This is a genomic window from Palleronia aestuarii, from assembly GCF_003253995.1.
Taxonomy (GTDB): domain Bacteria; phylum Pseudomonadota; class Alphaproteobacteria; order Rhodobacterales; family Rhodobacteraceae; genus Palleronia; species Palleronia aestuarii.
On sequence record NZ_QKZL01000043.1, the window covers coordinates 1 to 15410 of the forward strand.

Consider the following 15410-nt stretch of genomic DNA (forward strand, 5'->3'; position numbering starts at 1 on the left):
ATGGCTCTTCGGGAAGTACGGACGAAGGCGCGCCATCTGCGCCTCGGTCAGCCAAAACAGGTTGCTCATGCATGCGGTCTCCTCGCGGAGCCTGAATCACGACCAACGTCGTCAATCAATGGGTCCTGAGCCTAGGCATGGTTGTCCTTACCGCCGCGCCATAGCCTCGCAGATTGTCGGTCATTATCACACGTGCCGTGCAGCCCTGCCGCGTCATCAACTGACGCAGCAGGCGCATGGCAGCCTCGGCGTCGCGTCGGCCATCCCCATGGTCACCGGAACGCGGACGTACAGCCAGACGGCGTGGGCAACGACCGCCGCTGGATAGCTCTCATCGGCTCTTAGCAGGGGATATCGAAGTGGTTGCATGAACAGGCGCGGAAGAGGAATCCGTGAGCCAAAGCGCCGTTTTGCGCAGCAACGCTGCATAGCGAGTTCATAGGTGATCCGCAGATCAGGAAATAAATAATCAGTCCGTCGGCTACGCGGTGAAACTTTAGTCGAAAGCGCCCTCGAAATTTACAGCGCTCAGTCAGACTTGACGAGCGAGCGTCGGTCTGACTTTCTTAACAAAGGCGGTCACGGGCTCAGTGTCGAGACCATCGCCGACAAATTGTTAGAATGGTCACCAAGTGGCCGGGCAACGAAGCCTCTGCAGAGACCTGGAAGGGTCGGCAGGGGCTTTTTTTATTTGGAGAGCGCGTAAGCCGCAGGATGACTAGGATCGGATTGCTCTTCTCAGAAACCGGCTCTTATGCCGGAGTGTGCCGGGCAATGCGGGCTGCGGCGGATCTTGCCATCGATGAGATAAACGGATCAGGTTCTGTCCAGTTTGAACCTATCGCAATCGATCCGGGTGGGTGCCTCGAGGGATACGTGAAAGGCGCCCGAGATCTTCTGGCAGATCCAGCGATCGTGCATGTGGTCGGATGCTATACGTCCTCGAGCCGCAAGGAAATTTTACCCATCCTGGAGAAACGCGACGCGCTACTGTGGTATCCCTCGCATTACGAGGGCTTCGAGACATCCGAGAATGTGGTATATTCCGGTGCGGCGCCCAACCAGCACATCGTTCCTCTCGCGAAATATCTTCTGGGTCAATCTCGGCGGCGGGGGTGGCTCGTCGGCTCCAATTACGTTTGGGCTTGGGAGAACAACCGCATCCTTCGCGAGGCGCTGGGGATCGCCGGGGGATCGGTGATGGGCGAGCGGTACGTCCCCGTGGGCGAGACCGATCTGCGCGACATCGCGCGTCAGATCATTCTTGACCGACCCGATTTCGTGTTCACGACGCTAATTGGCTCGTCGCTCTTCGCGTTCCTCGATGATCTGCGGCGGTTGGCCGAGGCGGCCGGGCTCGACCAGGCCGTCGACATTCCGATCGCGAGCTGCAGCCTTTCCGAGGCGGAGCTACCGCTGATTGGCCGCGTGGCCGCGGGCCATCTGTCCTCCTCCGTCTATTTCTCAACCGTCGAAACGCCGGAAAACCGTCGCTTTACCGAGGCTTGGAATGCCCGGTGCTTGGGGCTGGGCCACGCATCGGCCGATGCCGAAGCCACCTATGTTGCCGTTCACCTTCTGGCCCGCGCGATCGAGCGGGCGGGCAGCGACGGGTTCGAGGCCGTACGCGAGGCCGTGCGCGGCATCCACTTCACCGCGCCCCAAGGCGAGATCGAAGTAGACGCGATGAACGTGCACTGCACGCTGCACCCCCGGATCGGCGTTTCGCGAGACGACGGGACCTTCGACATCGTTTGGGAAAGCGGTGAGCCCGTCTCCCCTGACCCCTACCTTACCTGGACGCAGGACAGCGAGTTCCGCATTGCCGCCGCAACGCATCTGAAGGCGGTGCCATGAAAAACGTCGTCCTCAAGAATTTCCGCAACTGGACTGCCCTGATCGTGCAGGACGACACGCCCGGACGCGACAGTCTAGCGCGCACGCTCGTCAATCTGGGGCTCGTGGTCCGTTTCGCGCTACCGAGAGTGACGGAAGCAGGGGAATTCACAGGGGTCGATATCGCCTTCATCGATCTCGACGAGGCCGAGGGTGCTGTTTTCGACGCGGCCGCTGCCGCCGGTATTCCGATGATCGCCCTCGTGGGAAGCGAAACGCCTTCCCGGCTTGGCAAGGCGGTGCGCGCCCGGATCACCAGCCATATCCAGAAGCCCGTCCGCAGCTCGGGCGTGTTCACCGCCCTGTTCCTTGCCGCGAACGAGAACATGCGGCGCGCCGAGATCACGAAGGAGGAGGCCACCCTCAAACGCCGCCTCGCCGGGCGCAGGACACTCGTTCGCGCGATCCTCACGTTGATGACCCGCTGGGGCATCGATGATCAAGAAGCCTATGGCCGCCTTCGCCGCGACGCCATGGAGAAGCGCCTTACCATCGAAGACGTCGCACGCGCCGTGCTCGAACCCGCCGAGGACGAAGCCGATCCGATAGATCGACTGCCGGACGGAACCGGCGGCATCACGAAGGGCCCCGTCAGGGGGCTGTCCATCAGAGGAGACCAAGAATGACCCTACCTATGAGAACCTTGCGCCGTGCGGGTACGCTTGCCGGCCTGTGCCTGGCCGTCACGGCCGCCCCGTCGCTGGCGCAGGAAGGCGAACCGATCAAGATCGGCGTCCTCGAAGACCAGTCCGGCGACTTCGCGGCCGCGACCAACGTCAAGGTCCATGCGATCGAGCTCGCTGCGAGTGAGATCAACGATGCCGGCGGCATCGACGGACGCCCGGTCGAGCTCGTCATTTACGACACCCAGTCCGACAACCGCCGCTACCAAGAATTCATGCGTCGGGTTCTGCAAGCAGATCAGGTCGACGTGGTCTTCGCCGGGTTCTCCTCTGCCTCGCGCGAGGCATACCGGCCGATCGTCAACCAGTTCGACGGACTCGCCTTCTACAACAACCAGTACGAGGGCGGCGTCTGCGATGCGAACATGATCGTCACAGGGGCCGTGCCCGAGCAGCAGTTCTCGACGCTCATCCCGTGGATGATGGAAGAATACGGCCCCAACGTCTACACGATCGCCGCCGATTACAATTTCGGCCAGATTTCCGCCGAATGGGTCCGCCAAATCGTCGAGGAGGAAGGCGGCACCATGGTCGGCGAGGAGTTCATCCCCCTCGGGGTCTCGCAGTTCTCACAGACGATCCAGAACATTCAGGCCTCCGAGGCCGATTTCGTTGTGACCCTCCTCGTGGGGGCGGCACAGGCCTCCTACTACGAACAGGCCAATGCGAGCGACGTTAACCTGCCGATGGCCTCCTCCGTCAACGTGGGCCAAGGCTACGAGCACAAGCGCTTCACCCCGCCGAGCCTCGCCGACATGTACGTGACCACCAACTACATCGAAGAGATCGACAGTCCCGCCTCGAATGATTTCGTCGAACGCTTCCGCGCGATGTTTCCCGACGAGCCCTACATCAACCAGGAAGCCGCTAATTCCTACATCGCTATGAACCTCTACAAGCAACTCGTCGAACGCGCAGGCACCACCGATCACGACGCCCTGCGTGAGGTCATCGCCGAAGGCGACGTCTGCTTCGACGGCCCTTCCGGCAATGTCTGCCTCGATCCCCAAAGCCAGCACATGTCACACACGATCTTCCTTGCCCATGTGAACGAGGATCACTCGATCGACTTCCCCCAAACGTGGGAAAACATCGAGCCCTACTGGTTGGGTGACGAGGGCTGCGACCTGACGCAGAACGATCCCAGCGCGCAATACACGCCTTCGAACCCACCGAACCAGTAAACTCCGATCCCGTACGATCCCGCCTGCGCGTCCAGTCCGGCGGGATCGCTCACCCAGATCCGAAACGAAAGAGGGGACCGAGATGGCGCTGTTCCAGACCGCCTTCGCGATGCTCTACCAGTTCGGCGACGCTTTCGCCTTCCTGGTCATCTCCTGCGCGGGGCTCGCCGTCATCTTCGGAATGATGGGCGTGATCAATCTCGCACACGGCGAATTCATCATGTGCGGCGCCTATGTCACCGCGACGGTTGCCCGCGAGGGCTTGCCGCTGGTCGTGGCGATCATCGCGGGGGCGGTGGTTGCAGGCCTAGTCGGCATGGTGATCGAACGGCTCGTCATCCGACATCTCTATCACCGGCCACTGGATTCGATCATAGCCACATGGGGGATCAGCCTGATCGCCACGCAGGGCGTGCTGATCGTGCTCGGATCTACCATGGCCGGGATCGGCACGCCACTCGGCGCGGTCACGATCGGCGGCGACAGCTATTCGGCCTATCGGCTGGTGCTGATGGTGGCCGCGATCGCGCTTCTCGCGGCGCTCTATCTCCTCTTCTACCGCACGCGGTTCGGCGTAGTGGCACGTGCGACCATACAAAAACCGGACATGGCCCGCGCACTCGGCGTCGATACGGGCCGAATGTACGGCCTGACCTTCGGCCTCGGCGCCGCGCTCGCAGGTCTTGCAGGTGGCCTCTACGCCCCCACCATGACGATGGTGCCGACGATGGGTGCAACCTTCATCGTGGAAAGCTTCGTGACCGTGGTGGTGGGCGGAGCAGACATTTTCGTGGGCGCGGCCCCCGCCGCCGCGATCCTTGCGCTGATCCGCGCGACGCTGACGGCCTGGTACGGGCAGCTATTCGGCCAGATCGGCCTGCTCGTCGCGGTGATCGTGGTCATCCGCATCCTGCCCGGAGGTCTCTCCGCCTGGCTCAAGAGGGGCTCGCGATGAACACGCGATACAACGACGTGACCGCCGTGACGACCCGCCGCGAGGGCAGTCTTTGGCGCGCCATCGGTCATCTCGAAGGGCCGCAGACGATTGGTCGCGGCCCGCTCTTCTGGGGCCTCGTGTCCCTCGCGATCGTGGCTGCCGCGATCTATCCGCTCTTTGCCGATGCCTGGACCGTCGGCAACGCCGCCTATTTCATGGTCTGGACCTTCATGGCGATGGGGCTCGGGGTCGTCTGGGGCTATGCTGGCGCGCTCAGCTTCGGGCAGACGGCCTTTTTCGGGCTGGCTGGCTATGCCTATGGCGTCCTTACCATCAACATTGGGACAGCCTACGGCTTCACCATCGCCGCGATACTCCTTTCAATCCTTCTGGCAGGTCTCTTCGCTCTGCTGATCGGTTATTTCATGTTCTACGGACGCATCCGCGGCGTGTTCATCGGCATCGTCACCCTATCGGTAACGCTCGTGCTCGAGACCTTCATGGCGCAGACCGCCGGCCCACAATGGCGTATAGGCGAGGCACGGCTCAATGGTTTCAACGGCATGTCCGGGATGCCGCCGCTAACGATCCCCTGGCCGGGCGGCGATCTGGCGCTCTTTCCGGGGCGTGGCTTCTACTACGTGCTGCTGGGCCTGGTCGTGGCCTGCTATCTGGGCCTAAGGATGCTTCTCAATGCGCGGTTCGGAAACGTGCTCGTCGCGATCCGAGAGAACCCCCACCGCGCGGAGATGTTGGGCTACGACATCCGCCTCTATCAGACTCTTGCTTTCGGGCTCGGCGGCGCGCTCGCTGGCCTCTCGGGGGCGCTTTATACCGCTTGGGGGCAGTATATCACGCCGTCGAGCATGGGACTCACCGCAGCGGCGCTGCCCATCGTCTGGGTCGCCGTCGGCGGACGTCGCGACATCACGGCCACGTTATTGGGGACGATCCTTGTCCTCGCGGGCTTTCAGTCGCTCACGATCTACGGAAGCCAGTACGCGCTTGTCGTCATGGGGTCCCTCTTGCTCCTCACGGTACTGGCCGCGCCCGAAGGGCTGATCGTCGCGGCGATGACCGGTGCCCGATCCCTGTGGCGGAGGGCGCGCCGATGACTGCCATACTCGAAGTCGCGGGCCTCAGGAAATCCTTCGGCGGCGTCACCGTCGCCGACGGAATCGACTTTGTACTCGAACGCGGAGCCATGCATTGCCTGATCGGCCCGAACGGCGCAGGAAAGTCTAGTTTCTTCCGCCTGATCCTCGGCGAACATGCCCCCGATGCGGGGAGGATCCTCTTCGCGGGCGACGACATCACCGCCTTGCGTTCGTTCCAGCGCATCCGCCGTGGCATATCGGTCAAGTTCCAAGTGCCGGGCATCTTCAAGGCGCTCTCGGTACGCCAGAACCTCGAGGTTGCGTTCCAGCATCACCTCCACGGCCAGAGCCTTTCGGCCACGACCCGCGCAATGCTCGAATTTGCCGGCTTGGAACACGAGGCCGACCTGCAGGCGGGCGTACTCTCCCACGGGCAACAGCAATGGCTCGAAATTGCGATGGCCGTGGGGGTCGAGCCGCAACTCCTCCTCCTTGACGAGCCGACCGCCGGCATGTCGCCGGACGAGACCCGCAAGACCGGCGAGATGCTTCATGACCTCAACGATCGCGGCATCACCATCCTCGCGGTCGAACATGACATGGCCTTCGTCGAACAGATCTCGCGCCGGGTGACGGTGCTGCATTTCGGATCGATTTTCGCGGAAGGGACCATTGCCGAGATCATCGACCATCCCGGCGTGCAGGAAATCTATCTGGGGACCGCCGATGTCTGACGCAGCGCTTTTGAAAGTCAGCGGCCTTACCTCGGGCTATGGCAGCGAGACGGTCCTGCAGGGCGTAGACCTTGCGATCGGGCCAGGCGAACTCGTCGCCGTGATCGGTCGCAACGGCGTTGGAAAGAGTACGTTGATGAAGACGCTGACGGGCCTTCTCAAGGTACGATCGGGCACGATCCACCTCGACGGGCGCGACGTCAGCAGCGACGGCGCCGACACCCGCGCGCGGGCCGGGATCGGCTACATCCCCCAAGGTCGCGAGGTCTTTCCCGAACTCACGATCCGCGAAAACCTCGTCGTGGGCGAGACGGCGGGCCGCGGCCGCACCACTCCCGATTACGACCGCGTCTACAAGTCGTTCCCGATCCTGAAGGAACGCGCACGGCAGCGCGCAGGCACGCTTTCGGGCGGACAGCAGCAGCAGCTTGCTATCGCCCGCGCGATGATGGGCGACCCGAAGCTCATGCTGCTTGATGAGCCCTCGGAGGGCATCCAGCCCTCGATCATCAAGGACATCGCACGCAACATGCGCGCGCTCAACGCCGAGACCGGTGTTGCCGTGCTTCTGGTCGAGCAGAATCTCGACCTCATCGTGACGTTGGCGGACCGTGGATACGTGATGGAAAAGGGCCGAGTCGTCGCCGAACTCGACGGCGACGCTATCCGAGACCGCGCGAGCGTCCGCAAATACTTGACGATCTGACCCCCCTGCGCGGCCAAAAACGAACAGACAACAGACCTGAACGGAGGAAGACCGAAAATGAGCTGGTTTGAAACATCCATCATGAATCGCAAGGGCGTCGCGAAAGGGGCCGAGGGCGCGCGCCACAAGATCACGATCGAGGATCAGGGTACGTTCCACTACGTCTACGGCCCCTATGTCGATCCCGTGCTCGAGGTCGAGCCCGGTGCCGTCGTCACCGTCGAGACCCACGACGCCTTCGAGGGCAAAATCAAGGAAGAGGTCCCGAACCCGTCCGAGCATCTGAACTTCCCCTTTCTCAACCCCCAGACCGGCCCGATCTTCGTCAAGGGTGCCGAGAAGGGCGACGCGCTCGCCGTGAAGATCATTTCGATCAAGCCGCGCGGCCCGCAACCCGTCGGCACGACCTGCTTGCTGACCGAGTTCGGCGGCCTCGTGGCGACCGGTGACACGGCGCTTCTGAACCCGCCTCTGCCAGAAAAGGTCAAGAAGATCCGCGTGGACGAGAATGGAGTCTACTGGTCCGACACGGTGACGCTCCCCTACGAGCCCTTCATCGGCACGATCGGCACCGCGCCCCAGATCGAGGCAATCTCTTCTCTGCAGCCCGATTACTACGGCGGCAACATGGACCTGCCTGACGTGGCCCCCGGCTCGATCATTTACCTCCCCGTTCAGACCGAGGGCGGTTTCCTCTATCTCGGCGATTGCCACGCGATCCAAGGCGACGGAGAACTCTGCGGCGTGGCGCTCGAGATGCCCGCGACCGTCGAGCTCCAGGTCGATCTCATCAAGGGGCATGGCAATTCCTGGCCGCAGCTCGAGACCGAGGACCGGATGATGTTCATCGGCTCTGCCCGCCCGATGGAGGACGCCGCCCGCATCGCCTATCGCGAGCTTGTCCGTTGGGTCGCCGCCGAAACCGGTCAGAGCGAGGCCGAGGCCTACATGCTACTCACGATGTGCGGCAAGGTCCGCCTCGGCAACATGGTCGATCCGAAATACTCGATCGGTGCGGCCATCGAGAAAAAGTACCTGACCTGACCGGCAGATAGGAGGTTCACGACATGGATCTGGGATTGACAGGCAAGCGCGTTCTCATCACAGGCGGCAGCAAGGGCATCGGCCTTGCCTGCGCCGAGATCTTCGCGGCCGAAGGGGCGGCCGTCTCGATCTGCGCGCGCAATGCCGAGGGCGTCGAGGCGGTGGTCTCGCGCCTCTCGGGCGGGGGCGCGACGATCACCGGCTCTGCCATCGACGTCTCGCAGCGCGACGCGCTCGAAGGCTGGGTGACGTCCTCCGCCGAAAAGCTCGGCGGCATCGATATTGTGGTCGGCAATGTCTCGGCCCTCGCCGTCTCGGATGACGAAGAGGCCTGGCGAGCGGGTTTCGAAACCGACATGATGCATTCGGTCCGACTAGTGAATGCCGCGATGCCATGGCTCGAGAAAAGCGAAGCGGCCTCAATTACTTTCGTCTCCTCCGTGTCGGGACGCGAGATCGACTTCACCGGTCCTGCCTACGGTGCCTTCAAGGCGGCTCTTGTGCATTACGCACAAGGGCTCGCCTATCGCCTCGCGGCGCAAGGCGTCCGTGCTAATACCGTCTCGCCGGGCAATACTTACTTCCCCGGTGGAATCTGGGAGGGGATTGAGACCGGCAATCCCGATCTCTTTGCCGAGGCGTTGTCTCTCAACCCCACAGGCCGCATGGCACGCCCGGAAGAGATTGCCCGTGCCATCGTCTTTCTCGCAAGTCCCGCGTCGAGCTTCACGACAGGAACGAACCTCGTGGTCGACGGAGCCCTTACAAAAGGGGTCCAACTTTAAGAGGGAGTGTGGGAAGGGGATTGTCAGGTTGTTTCGTGTGACCCGACAAGGTGTCGGCTGCGACCGCTCACGCGGACAGTTCGGTCGTGCAGTCCGCCCACAGGTCGAACGCGTCCCGTCTTGAGCGGCGGTAGGAATTTGCGGAAAGACGATGACGGCGCGGGCGGAAGATGGCGGCGGTCTGATCGTGCACCGACAGGAACCGCCGAGCCTGTCGCGGTGACTTGAACCGGCCCATGATCTTCTCCCGTCTGCGGGTATGCCGGTGCGAGGCTTCAACCGCGTTGTTGATCCCTTTATGCTGGCGATGCTCGAGACCGGGAGCGATCTTCGCTTTGGCCGCCGCGTAGGATCCAAGCTTGTCGGTCACCATCACCCGCGGCAGGCCCCATCGCTTGAAGAGCTTGCGCATGAACCGCCAGGCGGCCCGTGCATCCCGGCGGCTCTGGACGAGGATGTCGAGTACATCGCCATTCGCGTCGATCGCCCGCCAGAGCCAGTGCCTGACCCCGTTGATCTTGAGGACGACCTCGTCGAGGTGCCACTTGTCGGCCGGTCCGGGCCGGTCGCGCCGTATCTTCGCGGCGAACTGGGTCCCGAACTTCGCGATCCAGACCCGGATCGTCTCGTAAGAGACGACGACCCCGCGTTCGGCGAGAAGATCTTCGACGTCGCGCAAGCTCAGGGCGAAGCGGTGGTACGCCCAGACGGCGTAGCCGATGACCGTCCGCGGAAACCGATGGCCCTTGAGGCGGGAAAGATCGTCGAGGTTCAGCATCCGAAATGGCTACCTAGCCTCTGCGACACCATCAACCTGACAATCCCGGGACGGGCTTGGACATGCCGCCCAGCTATGCTGCTGGACTCGCAATGTGAATCCCAGGCAGGCTTCGTGCAACAAGGCCGTTTGGAGGCATAATCCAGGACGCCGTCGGGCATTCAGCGGACATGGCCTCGAGACCCGATCGTTTTCAGCGACATCGCTGAACGGCATGTCCAGGCCTGCGCCCACCCGCTATTGCACCCTCGAATACCCTGTTCGACGGAACCGGCTTCGGCCACCAGGAGCTTACCGCCATGGTCGACCGCAACGGCGCCGAGCTCCGGGTCGGGATCCGAGCCGGCGCGGTCGAGCCGATCAGTCCAAGGGAATGCCGCCGGCCTTCGAGGCCTGGTAGGTCTCGGAGAACCCGTCGTAGAGCCGGTTGATCCGCCGCGCCTGCACCTCCAGGTCTTCGCGCTCGGATGCATCGAGATCCGCGATCTCGGCCCGGATTTCCCGGGCGGTCCAGTAGGCATTCCGGCGTCGGTATCCGCCGTCCTCGAGGCCGAAAACCTCGCTCAGGATGCGCAGGTCATGGGGGATCGCGAAACTATCACGGCTGTCGGAATGGCTGAAGAAATAGAAGAAGTTGTCGAACCCTGACCATGTGATTGCCGAGAGGCAGAGCGAGCAGGGCTCGTGGGTCGAAAGGAAGATCAGGTCGCGGGTCTCGGGGCGCGGCGATTGTTCGTAGAAGCGCTTCAGGCAATGCATCTCGCCATGCCAGAGCGGGTTCTCGATCTCGTTGTTCGTCTCGGCCAGCACCAGCGACAAATCCGATTTGCGCAGCAGGGCAGCACCGAAAATCTTGTTGCCCGCTTCGACGCCCCGCGCCGTCATCGGCGCGATCTCTGTCTCGATGACGTCCAGGAGACGCGACAGGAGGGGGGCGCCGACATGCGGCAAATCGGAAGGGGCGTGATCCTGGGACATGAGCTGTTCTCCTTGTGGGTCTCGGCTTCCCGCGAATGCGGAAGGCCTGGAGGGTCGCGGCGCCCGGTAGGAGGGGAGCCGCGCCTAATCTCCTATCCTAACGGTCGCTTGCCGTCGCGGGATCGTCAGGGGCGGTGTGGCGTCAGTTGCCTGGGCCGCCCGCGATGATCGGCGCGAAGGCAGCGCCGAGTTGCATGACGATCCCGAGGACCTAGATGACGATGATCGACGGAAAGCGCGTGTCCGCTCGGAGCTTCCCGCCCTCCTCGACAAACTTCGCCGTCTCGGCGTCGAGCTTCGAGATCGTCAAGCGGACATCTCGATCTCCAGACTGTCCCGATCCGTCACGTCAGGCCTCCGCATGTGCGTCGCGTCGCTCTACTACGCGTGAGTGGTATACGTCGTCATCAACGCCTGAACCGGCGTCGATGCCGCAGTGGCCATAGCCTTCCCGGATGTCCGTGAGGACGCAACTCTCCGGAACCAGCGCCGCAGCTGCACCGGTCCCCACAGGCGCGGCAGCGTCGCTCGAGTGGGCGACACCCATCGGCGCGGGTTCTTCGCGCCGCATTGGCCAAAAACAGAGATGCGCCGCCGCGAAGTTCGGATCGCAGGTAGAAGACTAATTCGCCCTGCCCCGGTGAAACATTCCATGATCTATCATGAAACACCTGTCCCCCACGACCGGTTGCGCCGTGCCAGCCATACCCGGATGATGACGCTACCCGGACCGTAGGCGGTGGACAGATCGGCTCACGCCCCCTGCCCCGGGCCTATGCGTACATGCCGGGAAAAAGGCGAGCATCTGTCCCAAAGCGCAAGACTTGAGACGTCTCGATGAGATTGACTGGACCTCAATCTATCCGAGGTCCAGTCAGGCGGCGCCAAAGCAAGAACGGCCGTTCGCAGTCGTCGCGGCGATCGTCGGGTTCGACGAAGATAATCGTAACCTCGAACAGTTTCCCACATGTCGAAGGCGGCCACGACCACGGAGGCTTATTTCCCCGCGGCCCGTGCGGGATTTCCAAGGGCGTCCGGTCGCGCGAGGAGGCCAACGATCTCGCCGCGGCTGAACGGCTTGGCGATCACGCCGTCCATGCCGGCGTCGTCGCAACGGGTGCGGTGCTCTCCGTCGGCATGGGCGGACATTGCGACGATCCGGACGGCCGCCCGTCCGCTGCGGCGTTCGGCGTCCCTGATCGCCCGGGTCGCGGCGTAGCCATCCATGCCGGGCATCGAGATATCCATGAGGATGAGGGCGGGGTCTTTCTCCTGCGCCGCCTCGACCGCCTGGTGGCCATTGCAGGCGATGGCGATCTCCCAGCCCGTACCGTCCAGCATGCGGGTCGCAATGAGGCGATTGGTCGAATTATCGTCAACTATGAGGACGACAGGCGCCGGTCCGTCCGACATAGCGGTGCTGGGTGCGTTCGGAACCTGCGACATGGCGGGGCGAAGGTCGGTGACATTCGGCGCCGGGCGTCCGTAGCCTCCGACCGCGGGCGGCGCGTCGGCAGCGGGCACCCCGCCGTGATCCGCGATCACCGGGAGATCGATCGTCAGCCGGAACGTCGATCCGACGCCCGACCGGCTCTCTACGGCGATATCTCCCCCCATCGCCCGCGCGAGCTGGCGGGAGATCGACAATCCGAGACCGGTCCCGCCATGGGTGCGCACGATGGAATTGTTGGCCTGCGTAAAGGAGTCGAAGACCCGCCCGAGTTCCTCTTGCGTCATCCCCAACCCGGTATCGCGGATCTCGACGACGACGCCTTGGCCCTCCGTCGTAGCAGCGTCCGCATGGGCGCAGATGACGACACTGCCGGTCTCGGTAAATTTCAGCGCGTTGCCCACGAGGTTAGACAGGATCTGGCGCAGGCGCATGGAATCGCCCATATGGCGCGCGGCCAGTTCCGGCGAAACCACCATGCGGAACGCCAGACCCTTCTGAGCGGCCCGCGGGGCGAAGAGGCGGTGGATGTCGCCGACGAGTTCGACGATCGAGAGCGGCGCCGGGACGATCGTCACCGCGCCGCTCTCGATCCGGGTGAAGTTCAGGATATCGTCGAGGATCGTCAGAAGCGCACGGCCCGAGGAGAGGACCGTGTCCGCGAGTTCCAGCCGCGCGGCGGGCTCCGTCTCCTCCTTCATGAGCTCGGCCGCTCCGAGGACGCCCACGAGCGGGGTGCGGATCTCGTGGCTCATGGTCGCAATGAAGGTCGACTTGGCGGCGGACGCGATCTCGGCGTTCCGGCGACCCTCGCGGAGCGCCTCGCGGTCTTCGATCACCTGCCGCTGCAGCGGGCGGAAGATTCCCGTCCAGATCAGGACGAGGAGGAAGAGCGTCAGGACGATGGAACCTCGCTGCCACAGATCGGCGCGCGCCGAGGCGCGGGCGAGATCGGCCTCGCCGAGTTCCTTTATCCGGCGCATCAGCGGCAGAACCTGCCGCGTCGCCCCGATAGCCACGCCGACGTCGTACGCGGCCGCATCGCCCCAGCGTTCGCTCGAGACGACGCCTCGGCCGCTCGTGGCCACATTCCGGAGCAGGGAGAGGGGATCGAGGAGGGGGTTCTCGAAGACGGCGCGAACCTGCGGCAGCATCGTTCCGTCGGCGAGGTCCGCCTCCATGACGGCGATGGCGCGTTCGAGGCCGGGAAGGGAGAGGGAGAGCTGGCTGAAATCGTCGGCGGCGAGATACGGCCCCGTCGCGTCGCGGATCCCTCCAAAGAAGAGGAACTGTTCCATCATGATGCTCAGGGCATCGTCTATGGCCGCGGAAAGCTCCTCCTGATCCTGGAGTTTCTGGTAGAGAATGCGGTTCAGGGCATAGGATCCGATCGTCACGCACGCGACGATGGCGAGAGCCGAAACGAGACGCCGCCGGATGTATCGAAGGTCGATCCCCGTCCCCATCTGCCGCTCCTCATTACGGGCAAATGTCGAGACAAATAGGGAAAATAGGTTTACCCGCTCTTAATTCCCCTGCGTCCGAGCAGAGTTTCGGTTTGGAGCCGGACGTAACGTGTGAAACGTCAAGAACAGTCGGTACGAAGCCCGACCTGCGACGTGACACGCCGCACATGGAGGGGATGGGAAGAGCGACTAACGGCCAGGGCTATCGCGGCAAATCACATGTCGATGTCGATTGCTGCAGAAACCTTCCCTGCAGGGTAAGCGCTCCACCGATTCTATCCTGCCGCTGATGATCTAACCGGGCCATCTGCAAGATCATCGCGTAATGCCGATCGTCTCTTAGACCACAAGCCGCTTACCTCGATCCGCTCGAGAGGAGTCAGGCCGCTTGCCGCGGGGTTTGCCAGTGACCCTGCATCGCCCGTAGCAATGCCGTCTTGCTTATCGGTTTTGATAGATATCCGTCCATTTCCATCACAAAATACAGGGCCCGGTCCTCTGGCATGGCGTTTGCGGTTAGAGCCAAATCCGGCACGTTCAAACGTTCGTCTTACATTGTGCGAAATGCCGTTTCCCCGTCCATCACCGGCATACGCATATCTTCGAGAATAAGATCGAACCTCTGCAATCAAGCAATCTTCACCGCTAGCAGGGAACGTGACTACAAACGGCGGGCTCGGCAACAGGGACTGTTGCATTGCTGATCCTCGGGCACGGATACTGGTTCCGATAGAGGGAGCACGCCATGCGCGATCCGTTTAAGGGCCGCCGGTTTCCGCGTGAGGTGATCCTGCTGGCTGTGCGGTGGTACTGCCGGTTTCCACTCTCGTACCAAGATGTTGCCGATCTGCTGGCGGAGCGCGGTATCGTGGTGGACCGGGCCACCGTCTTTCGCTGGGTCCAGAAGTTCGGCCCCGAGATCGCCAAGCGCGCCACTGCCCACCGCGGCTGGCGGGGCCCGAACTGGCACGTAGACGAGACCTACGTCCGGGTCGGCGGGAGGTGGCGATACCTCTGGCGCGCCGTGGATCACACAGGCCAATTCATCGATTTTCGGCTGACCGCCAAGCGGGACGCGAAAGCGGCCAGGGCCTTCCTGAAGCAGGCTATCGAGGGTGTCCGGCTCTGCCGGCCGGTCTCGATCTGCAACGACGAGGCCCCCGGATACCGGAAGGTCACACGGGATCTGAACCACCGCTACGATTCGCACATCGACAGTATCGTGTATATCGACCGGAAGTGGCGGAACAACCGCATCGAGAGCGATCATGCGGCGCTGAAGCGCCTGCTGGGCACACGGCAATCGTTCCGCTTGTTACGATCCGCCAAGGCGACACTGATGGCGGTCGAGTCAATCCGGACCATCAAGAACGTCCATGTCTCAAACAAACTGCCGGGGATCCGTGGAGAGATCGACTTTGTCCGAAATTTGTTCGGTGGGGCGGCATGAAGCGCTGGCAGAGCACTCGACCGCTGATAGAGGCTGACTAGGCTCCCGACTAATTGAGTTAGAGCCAGAACAGTACGGTTGCTGCGAGGGCGATCGCTGACAAGAAAGCCTTCGGGCAGCGGTCGTGGCGAGTGGCGACGCGGCGCCAGTCCTTCAGGCGCCCGAACATGATCTCGATCCTGCTGCGGCGCTTGTAGCGGCGTTTATCATATCGGACCGGCT

The 15410-nt window shown here is 63.0% G+C and carries 14 protein-coding genes; 10 read left to right on the forward strand and 4 right to left on the reverse strand.

All coding sequences use genetic code 11. The features are described 5' to 3' along the window. Positions 1–714 precede the first annotated feature (714 nt). The 9 genes from LX81_RS20535 to LX81_RS20575 all read left to right on the forward strand — a co-directional run bounded on the left by LX81_RS20535 (position 715) and on the right by LX81_RS20575 (position 9066). Positions 715–1857, forward strand: a complete 1143-nt coding sequence (locus LX81_RS20535) for a transporter substrate-binding domain-containing protein (RefSeq protein WP_111539141.1) — start codon at positions 715–717, stop codon at positions 1855–1857. Beyond that, entirely contained in the window at positions 1854–2522 is a 669-nt protein-coding gene (locus LX81_RS20540) for an ANTAR domain-containing response regulator (RefSeq protein ID WP_111539142.1), read from the forward strand. The genes LX81_RS20535 and LX81_RS20540 overlap by 4 nt, the downstream gene beginning before the upstream one ends. Next, positions 2519–3763: an urea ABC transporter substrate-binding protein gene (locus LX81_RS20545; protein ID WP_111539143.1), complete on the forward strand. Its 1245-nt coding sequence runs from the start codon at positions 2519–2521 to the stop codon at positions 3761–3763. The genes LX81_RS20540 and LX81_RS20545 overlap by 4 nt, the downstream gene beginning before the upstream one ends. A gap of 82 nt (positions 3764–3845) precedes the next feature. Next, positions 3846–4718: an ABC transporter permease subunit gene (locus tag LX81_RS20550; protein ID WP_111539144.1), complete on the forward strand. Its 873-nt coding sequence runs from the start codon at positions 3846–3848 to the stop codon at positions 4716–4718. Next, entirely contained in the window at positions 4715–5815 is a 1101-nt protein-coding gene (locus tag LX81_RS20555) for an ABC transporter permease subunit (protein WP_111539145.1), read from the forward strand. The genes LX81_RS20550 and LX81_RS20555 overlap by 4 nt, the downstream gene beginning before the upstream one ends. Continuing rightward, complete coding sequence (locus tag LX81_RS20560) at positions 5812–6531, forward strand: ABC transporter ATP-binding protein (protein ID WP_111539153.1); 720 nt, start codon at positions 5812–5814, stop codon at positions 6529–6531. Before LX81_RS20555 ends, LX81_RS20560 begins: the two co-directional genes overlap by 4 nt. Continuing rightward, positions 6524–7237: an ABC transporter ATP-binding protein gene (locus tag LX81_RS20565; protein ID WP_111539146.1), complete on the forward strand. Its 714-nt coding sequence runs from the start codon at positions 6524–6526 to the stop codon at positions 7235–7237. Before LX81_RS20560 ends, LX81_RS20565 begins: the two co-directional genes overlap by 8 nt. A gap of 57 nt (positions 7238–7294) precedes the next feature. Next, positions 7295–8281 carry an acetamidase/formamidase family protein gene (locus LX81_RS20570; RefSeq protein ID WP_111539147.1) on the forward strand — a complete coding sequence of 329 codons (987 nt, stop codon included), beginning with the start codon at positions 7295–7297 and terminating at the stop codon, positions 8279–8281. A 23-nt stretch (positions 8282–8304) separates the two neighbouring features. Next, positions 8305–9066 (forward strand): SDR family NAD(P)-dependent oxidoreductase, encoded by a 762-nt coding sequence (locus LX81_RS20575; RefSeq protein WP_111539148.1) that lies wholly within the window; start codon positions 8305–8307, stop codon positions 9064–9066. Positions 9067–9133: 67 nt separating this feature from the next. Here LX81_RS20575 and LX81_RS20580 read toward each other — a convergent pair whose 3' ends face one another. From LX81_RS20580 to LX81_RS20590, 3 genes are all read right to left on the reverse strand, one after another. Then, on the reverse strand, positions 9134–9844 hold the full coding sequence (locus LX81_RS20580) for an IS6 family transposase (RefSeq protein ID WP_111539149.1): 711 nt from the start codon (positions 9842–9844) through the stop codon (positions 9134–9136). 360 nt (positions 9845–10204) lie between these two features. Beyond that, positions 10205–10822: a nucleoside deaminase gene (locus LX81_RS20585; RefSeq protein ID WP_111539150.1), complete on the reverse strand. Its 618-nt coding sequence runs from the start codon at positions 10820–10822 to the stop codon at positions 10205–10207. A gap of 996 nt (positions 10823–11818) precedes the next feature. Then, on the reverse strand, positions 11819–13738 hold the full coding sequence (locus LX81_RS20590; RefSeq protein WP_111539151.1) for an ATP-binding protein: 1920 nt from the start codon (positions 13736–13738) through the stop codon (positions 11819–11821). Positions 13739–14483: 745 nt separating this feature from the next. On the opposite strand from LX81_RS20590, the gene LX81_RS20595 reads away from it, so the two are divergent. Continuing rightward, on the forward strand, positions 14484–15188 hold the full coding sequence (locus LX81_RS20595) for an IS6 family transposase (RefSeq protein WP_111539152.1): 705 nt from the start codon (positions 14484–14486) through the stop codon (positions 15186–15188). A gap of 58 nt (positions 15189–15246) precedes the next feature. On the opposite strand, the gene LX81_RS20600 is transcribed toward LX81_RS20595, so the two are convergent. Then, positions 15247–15410 (reverse strand): transposase (locus tag LX81_RS20600; protein WP_146259504.1); only part of this gene is annotated, 164 nt, incomplete at its 5' end.

Bases quoted from the DNA above. Each gene is read 5' to 3' on its own strand.
- LX81_RS20540 (WP_111539142.1), top strand. From the start codon at position 1,854: ATGAAAAACGTCGTCCTCAAGAATTTCCGCAACTGGACTGCCCTGATC.
- LX81_RS20545 (WP_111539143.1), top strand. From the start codon at position 2,519: ATGACCCTACCTATGAGAACCTTGCGCCGTGCGGGTACGCTTGCCGGC.
- LX81_RS20560 (WP_111539153.1), top strand. From the start codon at position 5,812: ATGACTGCCATACTCGAAGTCGCGGGCCTCAGGAAATCCTTCGGCGGC.
- LX81_RS20590 (WP_111539151.1), bottom strand. From the start codon at position 13,738: ATGGGGACGGGGATCGACCTTCGATACATCCGGCGGCGTCTCGTTTCG.
- LX81_RS20535 (WP_111539141.1), top strand. From the start codon at position 715: ATGACTAGGATCGGATTGCTCTTCTCAGAAACCGGCTCTTATGCCGGA.
- LX81_RS20585 (WP_111539150.1), bottom strand. From the start codon at position 10,822: ATGTCCCAGGATCACGCCCCTTCCGATTTGCCGCATGTCGGCGCCCCC.
- LX81_RS20550 (WP_111539144.1), top strand. From the start codon at position 3,846: ATGGCGCTGTTCCAGACCGCCTTCGCGATGCTCTACCAGTTCGGCGAC.
- LX81_RS20580 (WP_111539149.1), bottom strand. From the start codon at position 9,844: ATGCTGAACCTCGACGATCTTTCCCGCCTCAAGGGCCATCGGTTTCCG.
- LX81_RS20595 (WP_111539152.1), top strand. From the start codon at position 14,484: ATGCGCGATCCGTTTAAGGGCCGCCGGTTTCCGCGTGAGGTGATCCTG.
- LX81_RS20570 (WP_111539147.1), top strand. From the start codon at position 7,295: ATGAGCTGGTTTGAAACATCCATCATGAATCGCAAGGGCGTCGCGAAA.
- LX81_RS20555 (WP_111539145.1), top strand. From the start codon at position 4,715: ATGAACACGCGATACAACGACGTGACCGCCGTGACGACCCGCCGCGAG.
- LX81_RS20565 (WP_111539146.1), top strand. From the start codon at position 6,524: ATGTCTGACGCAGCGCTTTTGAAAGTCAGCGGCCTTACCTCGGGCTAT.
- LX81_RS20575 (WP_111539148.1), top strand. From the start codon at position 8,305: ATGGATCTGGGATTGACAGGCAAGCGCGTTCTCATCACAGGCGGCAGC.